Origin of the sequence: Austwickia chelonae NBRC 105200 (genome assembly GCF_000298175.1) — a bacterium.
Classification (GTDB): domain Bacteria; phylum Actinomycetota; class Actinomycetes; order Actinomycetales; family Dermatophilaceae; genus Austwickia; species Austwickia chelonae.
Genome location: NZ_BAGZ01000017.1, coordinates 164,102 through 180,693, shown reverse-complemented (window position 1 = coordinate 180,693; position 16,592 = coordinate 164,102). Strand labels below are relative to the sequence as shown.

At 68.4% G+C, this 16,592-nt stretch carries 15 protein-coding genes; 7 read left to right on the top strand and 8 right to left on the bottom strand.

The window, feature by feature from the left end:
- Nucleotides 1-16: 16 nt before the first annotated feature.
- On the bottom strand, nt 17-730 hold the full coding sequence (locus AUCHE_RS12620; protein WP_081578235.1) for a TrmH family RNA methyltransferase: 714 nt from the start codon (nt 728-730) through the stop codon (nt 17-19).
- Between the two features lie 123 nt (nt 731-853).
- Here AUCHE_RS12620 and AUCHE_RS12615 point away from each other — a divergent pair, with 123 nt between their 5' ends.
- The gene (locus tag AUCHE_RS12615) at nt 854-1,531 is read left to right on the top strand and encodes a DedA family protein (protein ID WP_006503709.1); all 678 of its coding nucleotides are present in this window, start codon (nt 854-856) and stop codon (nt 1,529-1,531) included.
- A 54-nt stretch (nt 1,532-1,585) separates the two neighbouring features.
- Here AUCHE_RS12615 and AUCHE_RS12610 read toward each other — a convergent pair whose 3' ends face one another.
- Nucleotides 1,586-2,440 (bottom strand): diacylglycerol/lipid kinase family protein, encoded by an 855-nt coding sequence (locus AUCHE_RS12610; protein WP_040322382.1) that lies wholly within the window; start codon nt 2,438-2,440, stop codon nt 1,586-1,588.
- Nucleotides 2,437-4,140: an FAD-binding oxidoreductase gene (locus AUCHE_RS12605; RefSeq protein ID WP_006503707.1), complete on the bottom strand. Its 1,704-nt coding sequence runs from the start codon at nt 4,138-4,140 to the stop codon at nt 2,437-2,439. The genes AUCHE_RS12610 and AUCHE_RS12605 overlap by 4 nt, the downstream gene beginning before the upstream one ends.
- A 58-nt stretch (nt 4,141-4,198) precedes the next feature.
- Between AUCHE_RS12605 and AUCHE_RS15870 the strand changes: the two genes are divergently transcribed.
- Together AUCHE_RS15870 and AUCHE_RS12595 are read left to right on the top strand one after the other, a co-directional pair.
- On the top strand, nt 4,199-4,852 hold the full coding sequence (locus AUCHE_RS15870) for a TetR/AcrR family transcriptional regulator (RefSeq protein ID WP_006503706.1): 654 nt from the start codon (nt 4,199-4,201) through the stop codon (nt 4,850-4,852).
- On the top strand, nt 4,849-6,429 hold the full coding sequence (locus AUCHE_RS12595) for a glycerol-3-phosphate dehydrogenase/oxidase (RefSeq protein ID WP_006503705.1): 1,581 nt from the start codon (nt 4,849-4,851) through the stop codon (nt 6,427-6,429). Before AUCHE_RS15870 ends, AUCHE_RS12595 begins: the two co-directional genes overlap by 4 nt.
- Here the strand turns inward: AUCHE_RS12595 and pyrE are convergent.
- From pyrE to AUCHE_RS12580, 3 genes are all read right to left on the bottom strand, one after another.
- Nucleotides 6,399-6,947: an orotate phosphoribosyltransferase gene (gene pyrE / locus AUCHE_RS12590; protein ID WP_006503704.1), complete on the bottom strand. Its 549-nt coding sequence runs from the start codon at nt 6,945-6,947 to the stop codon at nt 6,399-6,401. The genes AUCHE_RS12595 and pyrE overlap by 31 nt on opposite strands.
- A gap of 10 nt (nt 6,948-6,957) precedes the next feature.
- A complete protein-coding gene (locus AUCHE_RS12585) occupies nt 6,958-7,764 on the bottom strand; it encodes an SDR family NAD(P)-dependent oxidoreductase (RefSeq protein ID WP_006503703.1) in 807 nt (268 codons plus the stop codon).
- 76 nt (nt 7,765-7,840) lie between these two features.
- Nucleotides 7,841-9,073 carry an alpha-hydroxy acid oxidase gene (locus tag AUCHE_RS12580; protein ID WP_006503702.1) on the bottom strand — a complete coding sequence of 411 codons (1,233 nt, stop codon included), beginning with the start codon at nt 9,071-9,073 and terminating at the stop codon, nt 7,841-7,843.
- Between the two features lie 301 nt (nt 9,074-9,374).
- On the opposite strand from AUCHE_RS12580, the gene AUCHE_RS12575 reads away from it, so the two are divergent.
- The gene (locus tag AUCHE_RS12575) at nt 9,375-10,166 is read left to right on the top strand and encodes an exodeoxyribonuclease III (RefSeq protein WP_006503701.1); all 792 of its coding nucleotides are present in this window, start codon (nt 9,375-9,377) and stop codon (nt 10,164-10,166) included.
- Between the two features lie 80 nt (nt 10,167-10,246).
- On the top strand, nt 10,247-12,046 hold the full coding sequence (locus AUCHE_RS12570; RefSeq protein WP_006503700.1) for a glycoside hydrolase family 15 protein: 1,800 nt from the start codon (nt 10,247-10,249) through the stop codon (nt 12,044-12,046).
- A 20-nt stretch (nt 12,047-12,066) separates the two neighbouring features.
- Here the strand turns inward: AUCHE_RS12570 and AUCHE_RS12565 are convergent, their stop codons facing one another.
- The gene (locus AUCHE_RS12565) at nt 12,067-13,440 is read right to left on the bottom strand and encodes an NAD-dependent succinate-semialdehyde dehydrogenase (protein WP_006503699.1); all 1,374 of its coding nucleotides are present in this window, start codon (nt 13,438-13,440) and stop codon (nt 12,067-12,069) included.
- Between the two features lie 232 nt (nt 13,441-13,672).
- Nucleotides 13,673-13,942 (bottom strand): GlsB/YeaQ/YmgE family stress response membrane protein, encoded by a 270-nt coding sequence (locus AUCHE_RS12560; RefSeq protein ID WP_006503698.1) that lies wholly within the window; start codon nt 13,940-13,942, stop codon nt 13,673-13,675.
- Between the two features lie 200 nt (nt 13,943-14,142).
- Here AUCHE_RS12560 and thiD point away from each other — a divergent pair, with 200 nt between their 5' ends.
- The gene (gene thiD / locus AUCHE_RS12555; protein WP_006503697.1) at nt 14,143-15,018 is read left to right on the top strand and encodes a bifunctional hydroxymethylpyrimidine kinase/phosphomethylpyrimidine kinase; all 876 of its coding nucleotides are present in this window, start codon (nt 14,143-14,145) and stop codon (nt 15,016-15,018) included.
- Nucleotides 15,019-15,056: 38 nt separating this feature from the next.
- Nucleotides 15,057-16,583: an MFS transporter gene (locus AUCHE_RS12550; RefSeq protein WP_006503696.1), complete on the top strand. Its 1,527-nt coding sequence runs from the start codon at nt 15,057-15,059 to the stop codon at nt 16,581-16,583.
- Nucleotides 16,584-16,592: the final 9 nt, after the last annotated feature.

The window sequence follows — 16,592 nt, the reverse complement described above, 5'->3', positions numbered from 1 at the left end:
GCGCATCGGCGACCGGTCACCGCCCGTCCCCGGGGATCTGCGCATGGGCGCACACCCAGGAGTGCATGGCCACCGCGGCCGCGGCTCCGGCATTCATCGACCGGGTGGACCCGAACTGGGTGATGTGCAGGATCTCCTGGGCTCCGGCGAGGGCTTCCGCGGAGAGACCGGGGCCCTCCTGGCCGAAGATCATCACGCACCGGCGGGGCAATTCGGCGAGTTCGATCGGACGACTCCCGGGCACGTTGTCGATCGCCAGGACGGCCAGTCCGTGGTCTCCCGCCCAGGCGAGCAGGTCGTCGACGGTGGCGTGATGGTGTTCGTGCTGGTAGCGGTCGGTGACCATCGCACCGCGGCGGTTCCAACGACGTTTGCCGACGATGTGGAAGGCGCCGACGTTGAACGCATTGGCGGTGCGGATGATCGAACCGATGTTGAAGTCGTGCTCCCAGTTCTCGACGGCGATGTGCAGGGGGTGACGGTGTCGGTCGAGGTCGGCGACGATCGCCTCGTGCTGCCAGTAGCGATATCTGTCCTCGACGTTGCGGGTGTCCCCCTCGAGGAGCAGTCGCGGGTCGTAGGGGTGTGCGATCTGCCCTGTCTCATCGCGGGGCCACGCCGTCTCACCCCCTGGCCACGGGCCGACGCCGACGGTCCGCCCGCCCGAGGCCGGAGCCACTGTCGGAGTATCGCCCCGGGCCGCCACGTCATCGCTGTTCACAGCGCACATCCTAGGTGTCCGGAGCGGCATCCCTCCCGGGTGCCTCCCGCACGAAAAGGACATATCACCCACGTCTCTCACGGCGGACCCCCAGCAGAATCTCAGGAAGCCCCCGGTAGCCTGGATTACGTGATGCCTGCTCTCGGTCCCGAATGGATGGACCCCCAGTTCCTGTTGAATCAGTTCGGGACCCAGTTCTTCTGGGCCAGCGTCGTCATCGTCTTCATCGAATGCGGCCTGCTCTTCCCGATCCTGCCCGGCGACTCGCTGCTCTTCAGCGTCGGCCTGTTCATCAAACGCGGCGACGTCCACATGTCGATCGTGATGGCCTGCGTCATCCTGTCCGCGGCCGCCTTCCTGGGCAATGTCGTCGGTTACGAGATCGGACGCGCCATCGGCGAGCCCCTCTACAAACGTGACGGACGCTTCCTCAAGAAGAAATACTTCGACCAGACCATCGAATTCTTCGACAAACACGGCAACAAAGCCCTGGTCATCGGGCGTTTCGTGCCGATCGTACGGACCTTCATCACCGTCGTCGCCGGCGTCGGCCGGATGGACCGCAAACGCTTCTTCACCTGGAGCTTCGTCGGCGCCATCCTGTGGGCGACCGGCATCACCCTGCTCGGGTACTTCCTCGGCAACATCTCCTTCGTCCACGACAACCTCGAAGCAGCCGTCCTGCTGATCGTCTTCGTCTCGGTGCTGCCGATGGTCTTCGAATACGTGATGCACAAGCGGCGCACCAAGGCCATCGTCGCCGAGACCACCGAGGCCGTCGCCGACTCCCTCGAGGCACGTCACCACTGAATCGACCCGTCCCGTACACACCCCGGTAGGCCCGGGGCCCTCGGCAGCAAGCTCTCACACGAGCAGCCGCAGGGCCCCGGGCCTCACGTTGATGTCGACGGGCAGGACACCCAGGCGGTCACCGTCCGCGTAGACCTCGCCCTCCCCGTTCACCCGCACCTGCTCAGCCCGGAAGGTCTCCACCGAAGGCAACTCCACGTGGCTGCCCGAGAACATCCGTCGCAGCAGAGGCAGGAAATGACGCCGGGCCCCGGCCACCATGGTGACGTCGAGCAGTCCGTCGTCGATCCGCGCCTCGGGGCAGACCTGCAGGCCGCCGCCGTACCACCCGGACAGACCTACCGCCAGCTCGAAACCCGACCAACGGCGCTCCACCCCGTCCACCGACAGGACGTACTCCGCCCGAGGCACGCCGAAGAAAGCCCGGACCGCGGCCACATGGTAGACACCCGGTCCACGCACCCGGGACTCGGCCGCGACCTGCGAGGCCAAGGCCGAGTAACCGATGCTGACGACCCCGAGAAAAGGGGTGCCATCGGCCTCCCCCAGGTCGACCCGATGTTCGCCCGCCGAGGAGAGCGCGAGCGCGGCCGCCACCGGGTCCAGGGGCTGGCCGGTGGCCCGGACGAAGTCGTTGCCCCGACCACCCGGCAGCGCGGCCAGCAGTGCCCCGCTCCGCGCGACGCCGCGGGCCACCAGGGCGTGCATGCCGTCCCCGCCGAGGCTGACCACGCATTCCTGGGGGTCGGCCTCCGCACCGATCCGGACGGCGTCGTCGGCGTTCTTGCTGCACACCGATCGGACTCGCCAGCCGTTGGCGGTCAGCGCGTCGTTCACTCGCTCCCGGTACCGCATCCCACGTCCGCCGCCGGACGTGGGATTGGTCACCAGTACCGCTCTTCGTGTCACGTCACATCCTTCGCCTCGTCGGGAATCAGCTTGCCCGGGTTGAGGATTCCTACCGGGTCGAGTTCCTGTTTGATGGCGCGCACCGCGCGCACCCCGATCTGTCCCCACTCGGCGCCCACATAAGGGCGGTGGTCGCGTCCGACGGCGTGATGGTGGGTGATGGTGCCACCGGTCGTCACGATGGCCTGGCAGGCTGCCTGTTTCACCGCCTGCCACTGGCCCATCGGGTCGTCGTTCTCGGGGCAGACGAAGGTGTAGTACAGCGAGGCTCCGGCCGCATAGACGTGAGAGACGTGGCACATGACCAGGCATCGACGGCCGTCCTGTTCCAGGGCGTGTCGGATGGCCCCGCCGACCGCGGAGTGCAATGCCGGCAACCGGTCCCAGGTCGTGGCCGTCTCGAGGGTGTCCGCGAGCACACGGTGGGCCAGCAGGTAGTCGCGGGTGTAGGGGCCGGAGAAGCGGTGCTTCTCCCAGGCCTTGGCCACCACCGAGGGCACCGATCGGCCGCCGGTCTTGCGCAGTACCCCCTCGCAGGCACTCTGTCGGGCCTTCACCAGGGAGGAGTCGGTGCCCTCCCAGACGAGGATCAGCAGCGCGGGGTGTTCCATCCCGCGCAGTGAGCAGTACCGGAGCAGCGCCTGGCCCGCCCGGCCGGCGTGCTTCAGGTTGACCTCGGTCTCCTCCTCGTCGGACAGACGGCACACATCGGCGATGATGCCTTCGCCGAGGTCCTGGGCCAGGGCGCGTAAGGCGTCGCAGCCGGCCTGGTAGGACTCGAAGACCCAGGTGGCATGACGTTTCACCGTGGGCATCGGGTGTACGCGTACCGAGGCCTCGGTGATGATCCCGAGGGTGCCCTCGCTGCCCAGGACCAGGTCCTGCAGGCGGGGGCCGGCCGCCGACGCCGGGGATCGGCCGCCGAGGTTCAGGGTGCCGGTCGGGGTCACCATCGTCAGTCCCAGCACGTGTTCGTCGGGTCGCCCGTATCCGGTGGACGCCTGGCCGGCCGACCTGGTCGCCAGGTATCCGCCGAAGGTGGCCTCCTGGTGGCTCTGCGGGTAGTGCCCGAAGGTCATCCCGTGTGGGCGCAAGGCCTGTTCGACGTCGGGTCCGCGCAGGCCCGCCTGGAAGACCGCGGTGCGCGAGATCGGGTCGTAGGAGAGCATCCGGTCCAGCCTGCGCAGGTCCAGGGCGATCACTCCGGTGAAGAGCTCGTCGGGGTCCGTGTCCGGTCCGGTCAGATCCGATTGCACCCCGCCGACCACGGACGTCCCTCCGCCGAAGGGGACGACGGCGATCCGGTGGTCCGCGCACACCTGGAGCACCGCGCCGACCTGTTCCTCGTCCCGGGGCAGGATCACGGCGTCCGGGGCTGCGCTTCCGTCGCCCGTCCAGGCGCGGAAGAGGTCCGGCCAGCTCTTGCCGCCGGCGTGGCACACCCGGCTGTCACGGTCCTCCCGGACGTGGTCGCCGCCGACGATCTCGATCAGTTCGAGCCGTGCCTGTTCGGGCAGCTGACGTTCGGGAAGCCGCACCTCGCCGATGGTCACCGGTTTGCGGGGCACGGCCTGGGGTTCCGCTCCCAACCGTTCTCCCAGGAAGGTCCAGGCCGCGGGGGCCAGGGGTCGCACCTGTGTCGGATCACCCCAGCCGTGCCACACCGAACGGGGGACGGAACGCGTCAGTGCATCAACCATGAGAAACACTTTGGCACAAAGTGTTTCTCATGAGTAGCGAACGTGGCACGATGGCCCTGTGACCGAGATCGCAGCCGCCCCCTGGCCGAGTGTCACCGCCACCGGAGAGGACGACGTCGAGAAACGACTACTCCAGGCGGTCCGTGAGGAAATCCTCGTCGTCGGGCTCCACCGGACCACGGCCACCGCCGTGGCCCGCCGCGCCGGCGTCGCCCGGGTGACCCTCTACCGCCGCTCCGGAGGGATCCGCAGGCTCGCCCTGTCCGCCGTCACCATCGAAGCCGGGGAAATCGTCGACCACGCCCGGATCGACCTGCCCGGCGACACCGGGCTGGAACGCACCGTCGAGATGAGCCTGCGCATCATCCGCGCCATCGCCGGTTCCTCCCTGCTCCAGGCCATCCGCACCGCCGATCTCACCCTCTTCGAGCCCTATCTGACCGACCACCTCGGTTCCAGTCAACGGGCTCTCATGAAGGCGATCCTCCCCGAGATCCGCTGCGGCCTCGCCGACGGCTCCATCGCCGACGGCGACCCCCACGCCCTCGCCGTCACCCTGCTCCACGCGCTCACCCCCTTCGCGACCGCGGAGGGCATCACCCGCACCGAGATCGGACCGGAGGCCACCGAGGCCCAACTGCGTCGTCTCATCAGCGGCTACCTGGCCACGCCGACCCCTCACACGCCAGAACACGACGGGACCACACCATGACGGACCCCCTCCGCAGCCCAGCCGACCTGACCCCCACGACCCGGCTGCGCGCACTCGAACGACTCGCCGACGAACATTACGACGTCATCGTCGTCGGCGGCGGCGTCACCGGCGCCGGTGTCGCTCTGGACGCCGCCTCCCGGGGGCTACGCACCGCGCTGGTGGAGAAGGTCGACATCGCTGCCGGGACCAGCAGATGGAGCAGCAAACTCGTCCACGGCGGACTGCGCTATCTCGCCAAGGGCGATATCGCCGTGGCATGGGAGTCCTCGCTGGAACGTCACCACCTGATGACGACCATCGCCCCGCACCTGACCCGATCGGCCCAGTACCTGGTCCCCTTCGACCGGAACACCGGACCGGCGATGGGCGCGCTGGCCGAGGTCGGGATCCGGTTCGCCGACCTCATGCGGTGCGCCGCCCGCACACCCGGATCCGTGCTGCCCGCGCCGCATCGCCTCGGCCCGGCCGGAACACTGTGCATGGCCCCGGGGTTGCGGCGGGACGGACTGCGCGGATCCCTGGTGTACACCGACGGCCAGCTCGAGGACGACGCACGTCTCGTCGTCGCCCTGACCCGCACGGCAGCCGCCCATGGCGCCGATGTGATCACCCGGTGCCGGGCCGAGAACCTCGGACCCGACCGGCTCACCCTCGTCGACGAGCTCACCGGACAACGGCTGGAAGGACGCGGAGTGGTGGTCTCCGCCACCGGGGTCTGGGCCGACGAACATGCTCCTGGTCTACGGATCGCCCCCAGCCGGGGATCACACATCGTGGTGCGCGCCTCGGCCGTGGGACACCCCCGGGTGATCTTCACCGCACCGGTGCCCGGGCACTTCGGCCGCTACGTCTTCGCGATGCCGCAGACGGACGGCCTGGTGATCATCGGACTCACCGACGAACCGACCTCCGGGGTCGACGGCATCGCCCCGCCGGTGCCGGCCGAGGACGAAGCCTTCCTGTTGGCCACCATCAACAGCGCCTTGAGCACCCCGTTGACCTCAGCTGACGTCGTAGGACGCTTCGCCGGGCTGCGTCCCCTGGTGCTGCCGGCCTCGGGCGGAGAAGGCGCCACTGCGGACGTCTCCCGACGTCACCTGCTGATCGACGAGCCCGGCCAGGCGATCACGATCGCCGGGGGGAAGCTCACCACCTACCGCCTGATGGCCGAGCAGACGGTCGACGCCGTCTCCGCCCGGTTGAACCGGGACACCGTGAGCCGCACCCGGCAGCTTCCGCTGATCGGCGCCGCCGACCGGTCGCTGTTGAGCCGACTGCCCTACGAACGTCGGCTGGTACGCCGTTATGGCACCGAAGCCGTGCGAGTGGTCGAGCTGGCTTCCCGTCACCCGCAGCTGGCGACACCGGTGGCCGAAGGAGTGCCCACCACCGGCGCGGAGATGCTCTTCGGAGCGCTCTGCGAAGGCGCACTCCAGGCCGAGGACCTGGTGGAACGACGCACCAGGGTGTCCTTCGTCGAGGAAGCCGTCCCGGCGGCGACCGAGACGGCCCGGCAGGTGTTGGAACTCGCCGCCGAACTCGGTCAGGCCAGGCCCAGGTCGCTCAAGGAGTAGGCATAGCGGTAGGGCAGACCGGTGTCGCCGGAGATCCGCTCGGCGGCACCGGAATCACGGTCGGCGATCACTGCCACGGCCACGACCTCGGCGCCGGCCTCCCGGCAGGCCTCCACAGCCGTCAGAGGGGAACCACCGGTCGTCGAGGTGTCCTCGACCACCAGGACCCGACGGCCTCGGATCGAGGGCCCCTCGATCCGCTGCTGCAGACCGTGCGCCTTCCCGCTCTTGCGCACCACGAAGGCGTCCAACCGACGACCCCGGGCGGCCGCCGCGTGCAACATCGCGGTGGCCACCGGGTCCGCCCCCATGGTGAGTCCGCCCACGGCGTCGAAGTCCAGGTCGGCGACCACGTCCAACATCACCTCGCCGACCAGCGGAGCCGCGGCCCCGTCGAGGGTGATGCGACGCAGGTCGACGTAATAGTCCGCTTCTTTCCCGGAGGACAGGGTGACCCGGCCGTGGACGACGGCCTGGTCCTTGACGAGTGCGAGCAGTCGGCTCTTGACATCGGTCACACCGCCCACCCTACTGGCGGGGCGGGGCCGTCCTGTGGTCCGAGCGGCGGCCTCGTTCCTCACTCAACGCCAAGGACAGGGCCTGGACGACGCGGCGCGGCATCATCCCGGTGACGATCTCGGCAGCACGGTAGACGATGCCCGGTGTGCTGATGACCTTCCCGGCCCGGGCATCGGCCAGGGCGTCGCGGACGAGTCGGTCCGCGTCCAGCCAGAGCACCTCGGGGATACCGTCCATCCGCACGCCCATCCGGTCGTGGAACTCGGTGTGCGTGTACCCCGGGCAGAGCGCGGTGACCCCGACCCCGCTGCCGGTGAGCGCCACCGCCGTCGACTGGGTGAACGTCGTGACCCACGCCTTGCACGCCGAATAGGTACCCATGGTCACGAAGGAGGCCACGCTGGAGACGTTGAGGATGTGTCCGCGCCCGCGGGCCCTCATCGCCCGCCCGGCGGCATGGGTCAGGACGAGGACGGCCTGGCAGAGCACCGCCAACTGTCTTTCCTCGTCGGCGATCTCGGAGTCGAAGAAGGATGTCTTCACAGCGAATCCGGCATTGTTCACCAGCAGGTCGACCGCGTCTTCGCCCTCGACTCCCAGCCGGTCCGCGACCCGGCCCAGGTCGGCACGGTCCGCCAGATCGGCGGTCAGCACCTCGCAGCGGACGCCGTGGACCCGGGTCAGGTCGGCGGCGAGCGCGTCGAGGCGGGGGGTGTCCCGGGCGACCAGGACGAGGTCGTGTCCGGTGGCGGCCAGCCGGTGGGCGAAGGCGCGTCCGATGCCGGCGCTGGCCCCGGTGATCAGTGCGGTGGTCATGGTGAGAAAACTATCCCGCCGGGGCTGCGGCGGGCCGGTTCCGGACGTGGCGACCGGCCCGCCGCGTCACCGGAGGTCAGATCGCCGTGGGCACCAGCCGACGCAACTGGGTGACATGCCTGGGTTCGAGTTCGCCCAGCGAGGCCACGCCGAGGAGCTGCATGGTGCGTTCGATCTCGCTGCGCAGGATCTCGATCGTGCGGTCCACGCCTTCGCGTCCGCCGGCCATCAGACCGTAGAGATAGGCCCGCCCGATCAGGGTGAACTTGGCGCCGAGAGCGACGGAGGCGACGATGTCGGCGCCGTTCATGATGCCGGTGTCGATCATGACGGTGGCGTCCCGGCCGACCTCCCGGACGACCTGCGGGAGCAGGTGGAAGGGGATCGGTGCCCGGTCGAGCTGGCGTCCGCCGTGGTTGGAGAGCACCAGACCGTCGACGCCCAGGTCGACGAGCCGCCGGGAGTCCTCGACGTTCTGCACGCCTTTGATCACGATCTTGCCGGGCCACAGGTCGCGGATGACGGCGAGATCCTCGTAGCTGATGGTCGGGTCCATCGCGGAGTTCAGGAGTTCACCCACGGTGCCGCCGGTGGAGGACAGCGAGGCGAATTCCAGTTTCGGAGTGGTCAGGAAGTCGTACCACCACCACGGCCGCGGGATCGCGTTGGCGACGGTGCCCAGGGTGATCTGCGGGGGGATGGAGAATCCGTTGCGTTTGTCGCGCAGGCGTGCTCCGGCGACGGGGGTGTCGACGGTGAACATGAGGGTGTCGAAACCTGCGGCGGCGGCACGTTTGGCCAGCGCGTAGGAGATCTCCCGTTCGCGCATGACGTACAGCTGGAACCAGTTGCGACCGTTCGGGTTCGCGGCTTTCACCTCTTCGATGGAGGAGGTGCCCAGGGTGGACAGGGTGAAGGGGATGCCGGCGGCCCCGGCAGCGCCTGCCCCGGCGATCTCCCCCTCGGTCTGCATGAGTCGGGTGAAACCGGTCGGGGCGATCCCGAAGGGCATCGCGGAGGGTCCGCCGAGGATCTGGGTGGACAGGTCGACCCGCTCGGCGGGCTTGAGGATGTCGGGGTGGAATTCGACGTCCTCGAAGGCTTGACGGGCTCGGGCGAGGGAGAGTTCGCCCTCGGCGGCGCCGTCGGTGTAGTCGAAAGCAGCCCTGGGGGTGCGTCGCCGGGCGATGCGTTGGAGGTCGTAGATCGTCAGGGCTGCTTCGAGCCTGCGCTTCCTGCCGTTGAATTCCGGCTTCTTGAAGGTCATCAGTTCGAAGAGTTCGACAGGGTTGGGAAGTTGCCGCCTCATGGTCGGTCCCTCTCGTCGGTCTGGAGGTAGATCAACTGTCATGGCGTGCGTCGTCACCGGCGGCGTCCTTGCCTTGTCCTGACAGTTCCGACCCCGCTCAGCGGCGATGCACTGATGAGAGCGGTGGGTACGACGCCCGGCACGCTTCGGGGCTACCGGGCGGCATGACTCGCCGCCGTCCACGCCCGGCGGAAGGGTGGCATCTGCACGAATCATTCTGTACGACAGTCCTGGAAAGCAACTGACTGTCTCCTCCTGCGGTCTGCGTCCCCCGGACGGGGGCACCGTTACGCTGAGGAATGTGCGTATCGCGACGTGGAATATCAACTCGGTTCGGAGCCGGTTCGAGCGGGCGCTGGCGCTGCTGGACCGCCACGAGATCGACGTCCTCGCCCTGCAGGAGACCAAGTGCAAGGACGACCAGTTCCCGCGGCAGCCGTTCGAGGACGCCGGCTATGCGGTGGCCTGTCACGGCCTGAACCACTGGAACGGGGTCGCCTTGATCTCCCGGGCCGGGATCGACGACGTCCAGGTCGGTTTCCCGCAGATGCCGACCTGGGGTGAGCCCGATGCGGTCGCCGAGGCACGCGCCTTGGGTGCGGTCTGCGGCGGGGTGCGGGTGTGGTCCTTGTACGTCCCGAACGGCCGGGGGCTGGATCATCCGCATTACCGGTACAAGCTCGACTGGCTGGCGGCGCTGCGGCGCGCCGGGCAGGGCTGGCTCGCCGAGGACGCCGCGGCCCCGGTCGTCCTGATGGGCGACTGGAATGTGGCGCCCACCGACGAGGACGTCTGGGATCCGGAACTCTTCCGGGACACGACGCACACCAGCGTCCCGGAGAGGGAGGCCTTCGCCGGGATCGTCGAGGCCGGTTTCGTCGACGTGGTGCGGCCGTACTGTCCGGGGCCGGGGGTCTACACCTACTGGGACTACACCCAGTTGCGTTTCCCGAAGAAGCAGGGCATGCGGATCGATTTCGCCCTGGCTTCCCCGGCGGTGTCCGCGCGGGTGACCGGCGCCTTCGTCGATCGTGAGGAGCGTAAGGGCAAGGGTGCCAGCGATCACGCCCCGGTCGTGGTGGACCTGACCTGAGGGGTGTATCCCCCCGTCCCTGAGCCGCCGATGTGTCGTCCACCGGTCGGCTGTCGTACCTGCATCGTGGAGAGGACCCCATGACCACCGCCATCGAGGACTATGCCTTCATCGGGGACCGCCACACCGGCGCGTTGATCTCCCCGGAGGGTTCGCTGGACTGGTTGTGCCTGCCGAATTTCGACAGTCCGGCCTGTTTCGCGTCCCTGCTGGGCACCGAGGAGCACGGCCGGTGGCTGCTCAGCCCCCAGGCCCCGGCCCGGACCTCACGCCGCTATCTGCCGGACAGTCTCGTCCTGGAGACGGTGCACGAGACCGACACCGGCGTGGTGCGGGTGACCGATCTGATGCCCGAGGGCAGCAAGCGGGCCGATGTGCTGCGTCGTATCGAGGGTGTCCGCGGTGAGATGCGGATCCGGCACGAGTGGCGGGTGCGTCCCTGGTACGGGCGGATGATGCCGCTGGTACAGACCCGGGAACTGCACGGCGACACCGCATTGGTGGCGGTGTGCGGCCCCGATCGGTTCACTTTGCGGGGCCCGCGGCTGCCGGTCGTCGACGACGACGGGGTGTGCCGGGACGTCCTGGTCGTCCGGGCCGGGGAGGTGATGGATTTCCATCTGACCTGGCAGGCGTCGCATCGTCCGCCGGGCCGTCCGGTCGATCTGTCCCGGTCCATCGAGGATGAGGTCGCCGAGGATTCGTCCTGGGTGGACCTGTGCCAGTACCAGGGTCCTTATCGGGAGCAGGTGCGGCGCTCCTTGCTGGTGCTGCGTCATCTGACCCATGCCCGTACCGGTGGCATGGTGGCAGCGCTGACGACCTCCTTGCCCGAGGAGATCGGCGGGGAACGGAACTGGGACTACCGGTACTGCTGGTTGCGTGATTCGGCGTTGACCCTGGAGGCCTTGTTGCGGGCGGGTTTCCGGGACAAGGCCGCGCTGTGGCGGGACTGGTTGATCCGGGCCGTGGCGGGCGATCCGACCCGGATGCAGATCATGTACCGCATCGACGCCGGTTTCGACCTGCCGGAACGGGTCCTCGACCATCTCCCCGGCTATGCGGGGTCACGGCCGGTCAGGATCGGCAATGGCGCGGTCGACCAACGGCAGACCGATGTGCTCGGTGAGGTGATGATCGCCCTGGAGCAGGCGCGCCGGGCGGGGGTGCACGAGTCGGCGTTGTCGGCCTGTCTGCAGGTCGAGCTGGTCGACGACCTGGCCCGGCACTGGCGTGAGGCCGACAACGGCATCTGGGAGATCCGGGGGCCGCTGCGGCGGTTCACTCATTCGCAGGTGATGGTGTGGGTGGTGATGGATATCGCGTTGCGGGCGGTCGAGGCCGGTGATCTCCCGGCGACCGGAGACGTGGCGACCTGGCAGCGGGTCCGCGATCAGGTGCGGGCCGAGGTGGATGCGCACGGGGTCAGTCCCACCCGGGGGTGTTTCGTCCAGCACGACGCCACTGAGGAGGTCGACGCCTCGTTGTTGTTGTTGCCGGTGGTGGGTTTCTGTTCGGCGACCGATCCGCGTTTCGTCGCGACGGTGCAGGCGGTGGAAGAGGATCTGCTGCGGGACGGGATGGTGTTGCGTTATCGCACGTCCAGCGGCGTCGACGGCCTGTCCGGCGCGGAGGATCCTTTCCTGATCTGTTGTTTCTGGTTGGTGACGGCGTACGCCCGGATGGGGCGTCTGGCCGACGCGGAGGCGTTGATGGACCGGTTGGTGTCCCTGCCGGGGGACCTGGGGCTCTTCGCCGAGCAGTCGGACGCGAACGGGGTCATGCTGGGCAACTTCCCGCAGGCGTTCAGCCACCTGGGGTTGATCCTGTCGGCGTACGAGCTGGACGATGCCCGGGCGTCCGCCCGGCAGGGAGGGTGAGGCTCAGCTCAGGGTGAGGCTCAGCTCAGGGCGACGCGGACGAGTTTCCGGTTGATGAATTCGTCGATGCCGTACTGGGCGAGCTCACGGCCGAAGCCGGAGCGTTTGACACCGCCGAAGGGTAGGCCGGCCAAGCTGGTGCCGTGCTCGTTGACATAGGCCATGCCGACGTCGAGTCGGCGGGCGGTGGTTTCGGCGAGGTCGAGGTCGTCGGTCCAGACCGACCCTGACAGCCCGAAGTCCGAGGAGTTCGCGAATTCGACGGCTTCGTCGACGTCCGAGACGGGGAAGACCATCGCGACGGGTCCGAAGAGTTCTTCGGTGTAGGCGCGCATCCGGTCGGTGATGCCGGTGAGCACGGTCGGTTGCATGTAGGCGCCTTCGCTGGAGGCCTTGTCGCCGCCGGTGTGCACGGTGGCGCCTTTGTCGACGGCGTCCTGCACCTGTTCCAGCAGGGTGTCCAGGCCTTCCTGGGAGGACAGGGGCCCTACCTGGGTGTTCGGGTCGTGGGGGTCGCCGACGACCTGCGCGGCGACGGCCCGGGTGAGTTCGTCGACGAATTCGTCGTAGTGCCGGTCGAGGACGATCATCCGTTTGGGGCTGTTGCAGGCCTGCCCGGCGTTGCTGAGCCGGGCGCGCGCGGCGGTCTTGGCGGTCGCCCGGATGTCACCGCCGAGGACGATCATGGCGTCGGATCCACCGAGTTCCAGGACGCTCTTCTTCAGGTGTTTCCCGGCGGTCTCCGCCACGGCCTGTCCGGCTCGTTCGCTGCCGGTCAGGGAGACTCCGCGGACGCGGGGGTCGGCGATGATCGTGCTGATCTGGTCGCTGTCGACGAAGACGTTCTGGTAGACCCCGGCGGGGAGCCCGCATTCGGTGAAGATCTCTTCCATGAGTTGGGAGGAGTGCGCGCAGATGGAGGCGTGTTTGAGCAGGATGGTGTTCCCGGCCAGGAGGTTGGGGGCGGCGAAGCGGGCGACCTGGTAGTAGGGGAAGTTCCAGGGCATGACGCCCAGGAGCAGTCCGACTGGTTCTTTCAGCACGATCGAGCTCTGCGATCCCTGGGCGGGCAGGGGTTCTGGCGCGAGGAGTTCTGTGGCGCGTTCGGCGTAGTACCGGTAGATGGAGACCACCAGGCCGATTTCGCCGACTCCCTGGGCGTGTGGTTTGCCCATTTCCGTGGCGATGATGTCGGCGAGTTCGTCGGTGCGTTCGGCGTAGCGGTCGGCGACCCGGGCGAGGAGTGCTGCGCGTTCGGCGAGCGGGGTGTCGCTCCAGCCGCGTCGGGCGTCGTGTCCTCGTTCGACGGCCGCGTCCACGGCGGAGTCGTCGAGGGTGTCCCAGGTGCGGAGCACTTCTCCGGTGGCAGGGTTCTCGGTGCGGTAGTTCGCCATCGTGCTGGCCCTTTCGGTCGGCGGTATCGGCCTGGACGTTCGGTTCAGCTGTCTCACAACGTATTCGATCGTTCCAGGAGAAGCACGGGGGAGCGCTTCGTCTGGGTTGATGAGGCCCGGGGGCCGGTGTCGAAGATCGGGAGGACGACACAGGCACCCGCCCTGGCCGGGATGCTCTGACGGGTCCCGGTCGGGGCAGGCGCCTGCGCGAGGTCCTGCTGGCGTGCGTGGGTCAGCGGCGTCGCCCTGAGATCAGGCCGACGATCCACAGGAGCACGACGGCGCCGAAGATGGCGGTCAGCATGCTGAAGATCAGTCCTCCTCCGGCGACGTCGACCCCGAAGATTCCCAGGAGGAAACCGCCCAGGAGCCCGCCGAGAATACCCACCACGATGTTCAGGCCGATACCCATCTGGGCGTCGGTCTTCATGATCTTGCTGGCGATCCACCCGGCGATACCGCCGAGCACGATCCAACCGAGGATTCCCCAACTGATGGTCATCTACGGTCACCACCTTTCTTTGTGAAGATCAAGAACTCACTCCTGCCGAACTGTATGTCGGTTTATACGAATATTCGCTTCAAACGACCGACTTCTTCAAAAAGTGGGAAATAGGAACTTTAAACTGCGATAAACGCCTTCGCTGAGATCGATATCCCGGAAATCCCTCGCCGGGCAGGTCACCGGGTCAGAATCTCCCCATGCATCCCGCACCGACGACCCCTCCCCCGGTCGCCCTGACCATCGCCGGATCGGATCCCTCCGGCGGCGCCGGGATCCAGGCCGACCTGAAGACCTTCTCCGCCCTGGGCGCCTATGGCACCAGCGTGCTGACCGCCCTGACTGCCCAGGCCACCACCGGGGTCACCGGCGTCCACGAGATCCCGGTCGACTTCGTCCGCGCCCAACTGGACACGCTCCTGGCCGATGTCCGCATCGACACCGTCAAGATCGGGATGCTCGGTTCGGCCGCCCTGGCCCATGCCGTCGGCACCTACCTGACCGGTCCCCTCGCCGACACCGTCCGCGTGCTCGACCCGGTCATGGTCGCCACCAGCGGCAGCCGACTGCTCGCCGAAGACGCCGTCGACGCCGTACGCATGCTCCTCCCCCACGCCGACGTGATCACCCCGAACCTGCCCGAAGCCGCCGTCCTCACCGGCCACCCCCAGGCCACCGACCTCGACGGCATGCGCATCCAGGCCCGGCTCCTGCGCGACGGATACGGCGCCCGGCGGATCCTGCTCAAAGGAGGACATCTCACCGGGTCCGAAGAGGCTCTCGACCTGTGGCTCGACGGGGACCACGAGGAGGTGTACCGCGCACCCCGCGTCCACACCGGGAACACCCACGGAACCGGATGCACCCTGAGCTCCGCCTTGGCCGCCCTGTACCCCCGGCACACCGGCTGGCCCGCGACGGTCGCGGCCGCCAAGACCTGGCTCACCGGCGCTCTCCTGCGGGCCGACGAGCTCCGGGTCGGTTCCGGCTCCGGCCCCGTCCACCACTTCCACGAGGACACCCACCGGTGGCGTCCTGCCAGGACGACAGGGACGGACACCCCGACGTCCTCGTGACCGGGCGACGACCGTGCCGAACGCGTAGCCTTCGCTGAGTGACCGACCCTCGACACCCGGCCCCCGACGCGGAAGAGCATCCACCGACCAACCCGTGGCCGGCGTTATGGGCGATGGTCCTGGGATTCTTCATGATCCTGGTCGACTCGACGATCGTGTCGGTCGCGACCCCTTCCCTCATGCACGCCTTCGACGCCGAGGTCACCGCAGTGATGTGGGTGACCAGTTCCTATCTGCTCGCCTACGCCGTGCCCCTGCTGGTGACCGGCCGGTTGGGCGACCGGGTCGGACCGAAACGGGTCTACCTGGCCGGGCTGGTCGTCTTCACCGCGGCATCGCTGTGGTGCGGGCTGGTGGGCTCGTTGACGATGCTGATCGTGGCCCGCGCCGTACAGGGCCTGGGCGCCTCGATGATGACCCCGCAGACGATGACGGTCATCACCAGGACCTTCCCCGCGGAACGTCGGGGGCAGGCGATGGTGCTGTGGGGCGCGACCGCCGGGGTGGCCACCCTGCTCGGTCCGATCCTGGGTGGGCTGTTGATCGACTCACTGGGATGGGAGTGGATCTTCTTCGTGAACGTGCCGGTGGGCGTCCTGGGTTTCCTGGCGGCGGCGCGCGCGGTGCCTGCCCTGGAGACCCATGCGCACAGTTTCGACTGGGTGGGTGTGGTTCTTTCCGCGACGGGTCTGTTCTGCGGGGTCTTCGCCATCCAGGAGGGGGAGGCCTACCGGTGGGGGACGATCCGCGGTGTGCTCTCGGTGCCTTCGCTGCTGGTGGCGGCGGCGGTTCTCCTGGTGGCCTTCGTGTGGTGGCAGTCCCGGGTGGAACGGGAGCCGTTGGTTCCGCTGTCCTTGTTCACCGACCGGAATTTCTCCTTGGCGAATGTCGCCATTTCGGCGGTGGGTTTTTCGATCACCGCGATGATCTTCCCGTTCATGTTGTACGCGCAGGTGGTGCGGGGGCTGTCGCCGACCCATGCGGCGCTGTTGTTGGCCCCGCAGGCGATCATGTCGATCGTCCTGGCCCCGTTGACGGGGCGGTGGGTCGACCGGAGGCATCCGCGGTTGCTGGCCGGTTTCGGTCTGGCGTTGTGCTCGGCCAGCATGGCGACGATGGGTCTTCTCCTCCGGCCCGGGACGCCGTACTGGCAGATCCTCCTCGCCGCGGTCTTCCTGGGGGTGGCGAGCAGTTTCATGTGGGGTCCGTTGACGACCACCGCGAACCGGAATCTGCCTCCGCGGATGGCCGGTGCCGGTTCCGGGGTGTACAACACGACCCGGCAGATGGGGTCGGTGCTGGGCAGCGCGGCGATCGCCGCTTTGTTGAGCGGCCGGTTGTCGGCGCATCTTCCGGGGGCGACGGTGGGCATGCACGGCGTGCAGGGCGGGGTGATGCCTCCGCAGGTGGCTCAGGCGTTCTCCCAGGCGTTGGTCGAGGCGATGTTCCTTCCGGCCACGGTGGTCCTGATCGGCCTGGTAGCTGCCCTGTTCTTCGAACGGCCGCACCATCTGCACCCGGATGCCGGGCGGGGCCCTGTTCCGTCCGGCACCGGGCAGCGGTGAAGGTGGTCT

Bases quoted from the DNA above. Each gene is read 5' to 3' on its own strand.
- AUCHE_RS12620 (WP_081578235.1), bottom strand. From the start codon at position 730: ATGTGCGCTGTGAACAGCGATGACGTGGCGGCCCGGGGCGATACTCCG.
- AUCHE_RS12615 (WP_006503709.1), top strand. From the start codon at position 854: ATGCCTGCTCTCGGTCCCGAATGGATGGACCCCCAGTTCCTGTTGAAT.
- AUCHE_RS12605 (WP_006503707.1), bottom strand. From the start codon at position 4,140: ATGGTTGATGCACTGACGCGTTCCGTCCCCCGTTCGGTGTGGCACGGC.
- AUCHE_RS12595 (WP_006503705.1), top strand. From the start codon at position 4,849: ATGACGGACCCCCTCCGCAGCCCAGCCGACCTGACCCCCACGACCCGG.
- AUCHE_RS12585 (WP_006503703.1), bottom strand. From the start codon at position 7,764: ATGACCACCGCACTGATCACCGGGGCCAGCGCCGGCATCGGACGCGCC.
- AUCHE_RS12580 (WP_006503702.1), bottom strand. From the start codon at position 9,073: ATGAGGCGGCAACTTCCCAACCCTGTCGAACTCTTCGAACTGATGACC.
- AUCHE_RS12570 (WP_006503700.1), top strand. From the start codon at position 10,247: ATGACCACCGCCATCGAGGACTATGCCTTCATCGGGGACCGCCACACC.
- AUCHE_RS12565 (WP_006503699.1), bottom strand. From the start codon at position 13,440: ATGGCGAACTACCGCACCGAGAACCCTGCCACCGGAGAAGTGCTCCGC.
- AUCHE_RS12560 (WP_006503698.1), bottom strand. From the start codon at position 13,942: ATGACCATCAGTTGGGGAATCCTCGGTTGGATCGTGCTCGGCGGTATC.
- thiD (WP_006503697.1), top strand. From the start codon at position 14,143: ATGCATCCCGCACCGACGACCCCTCCCCCGGTCGCCCTGACCATCGCC.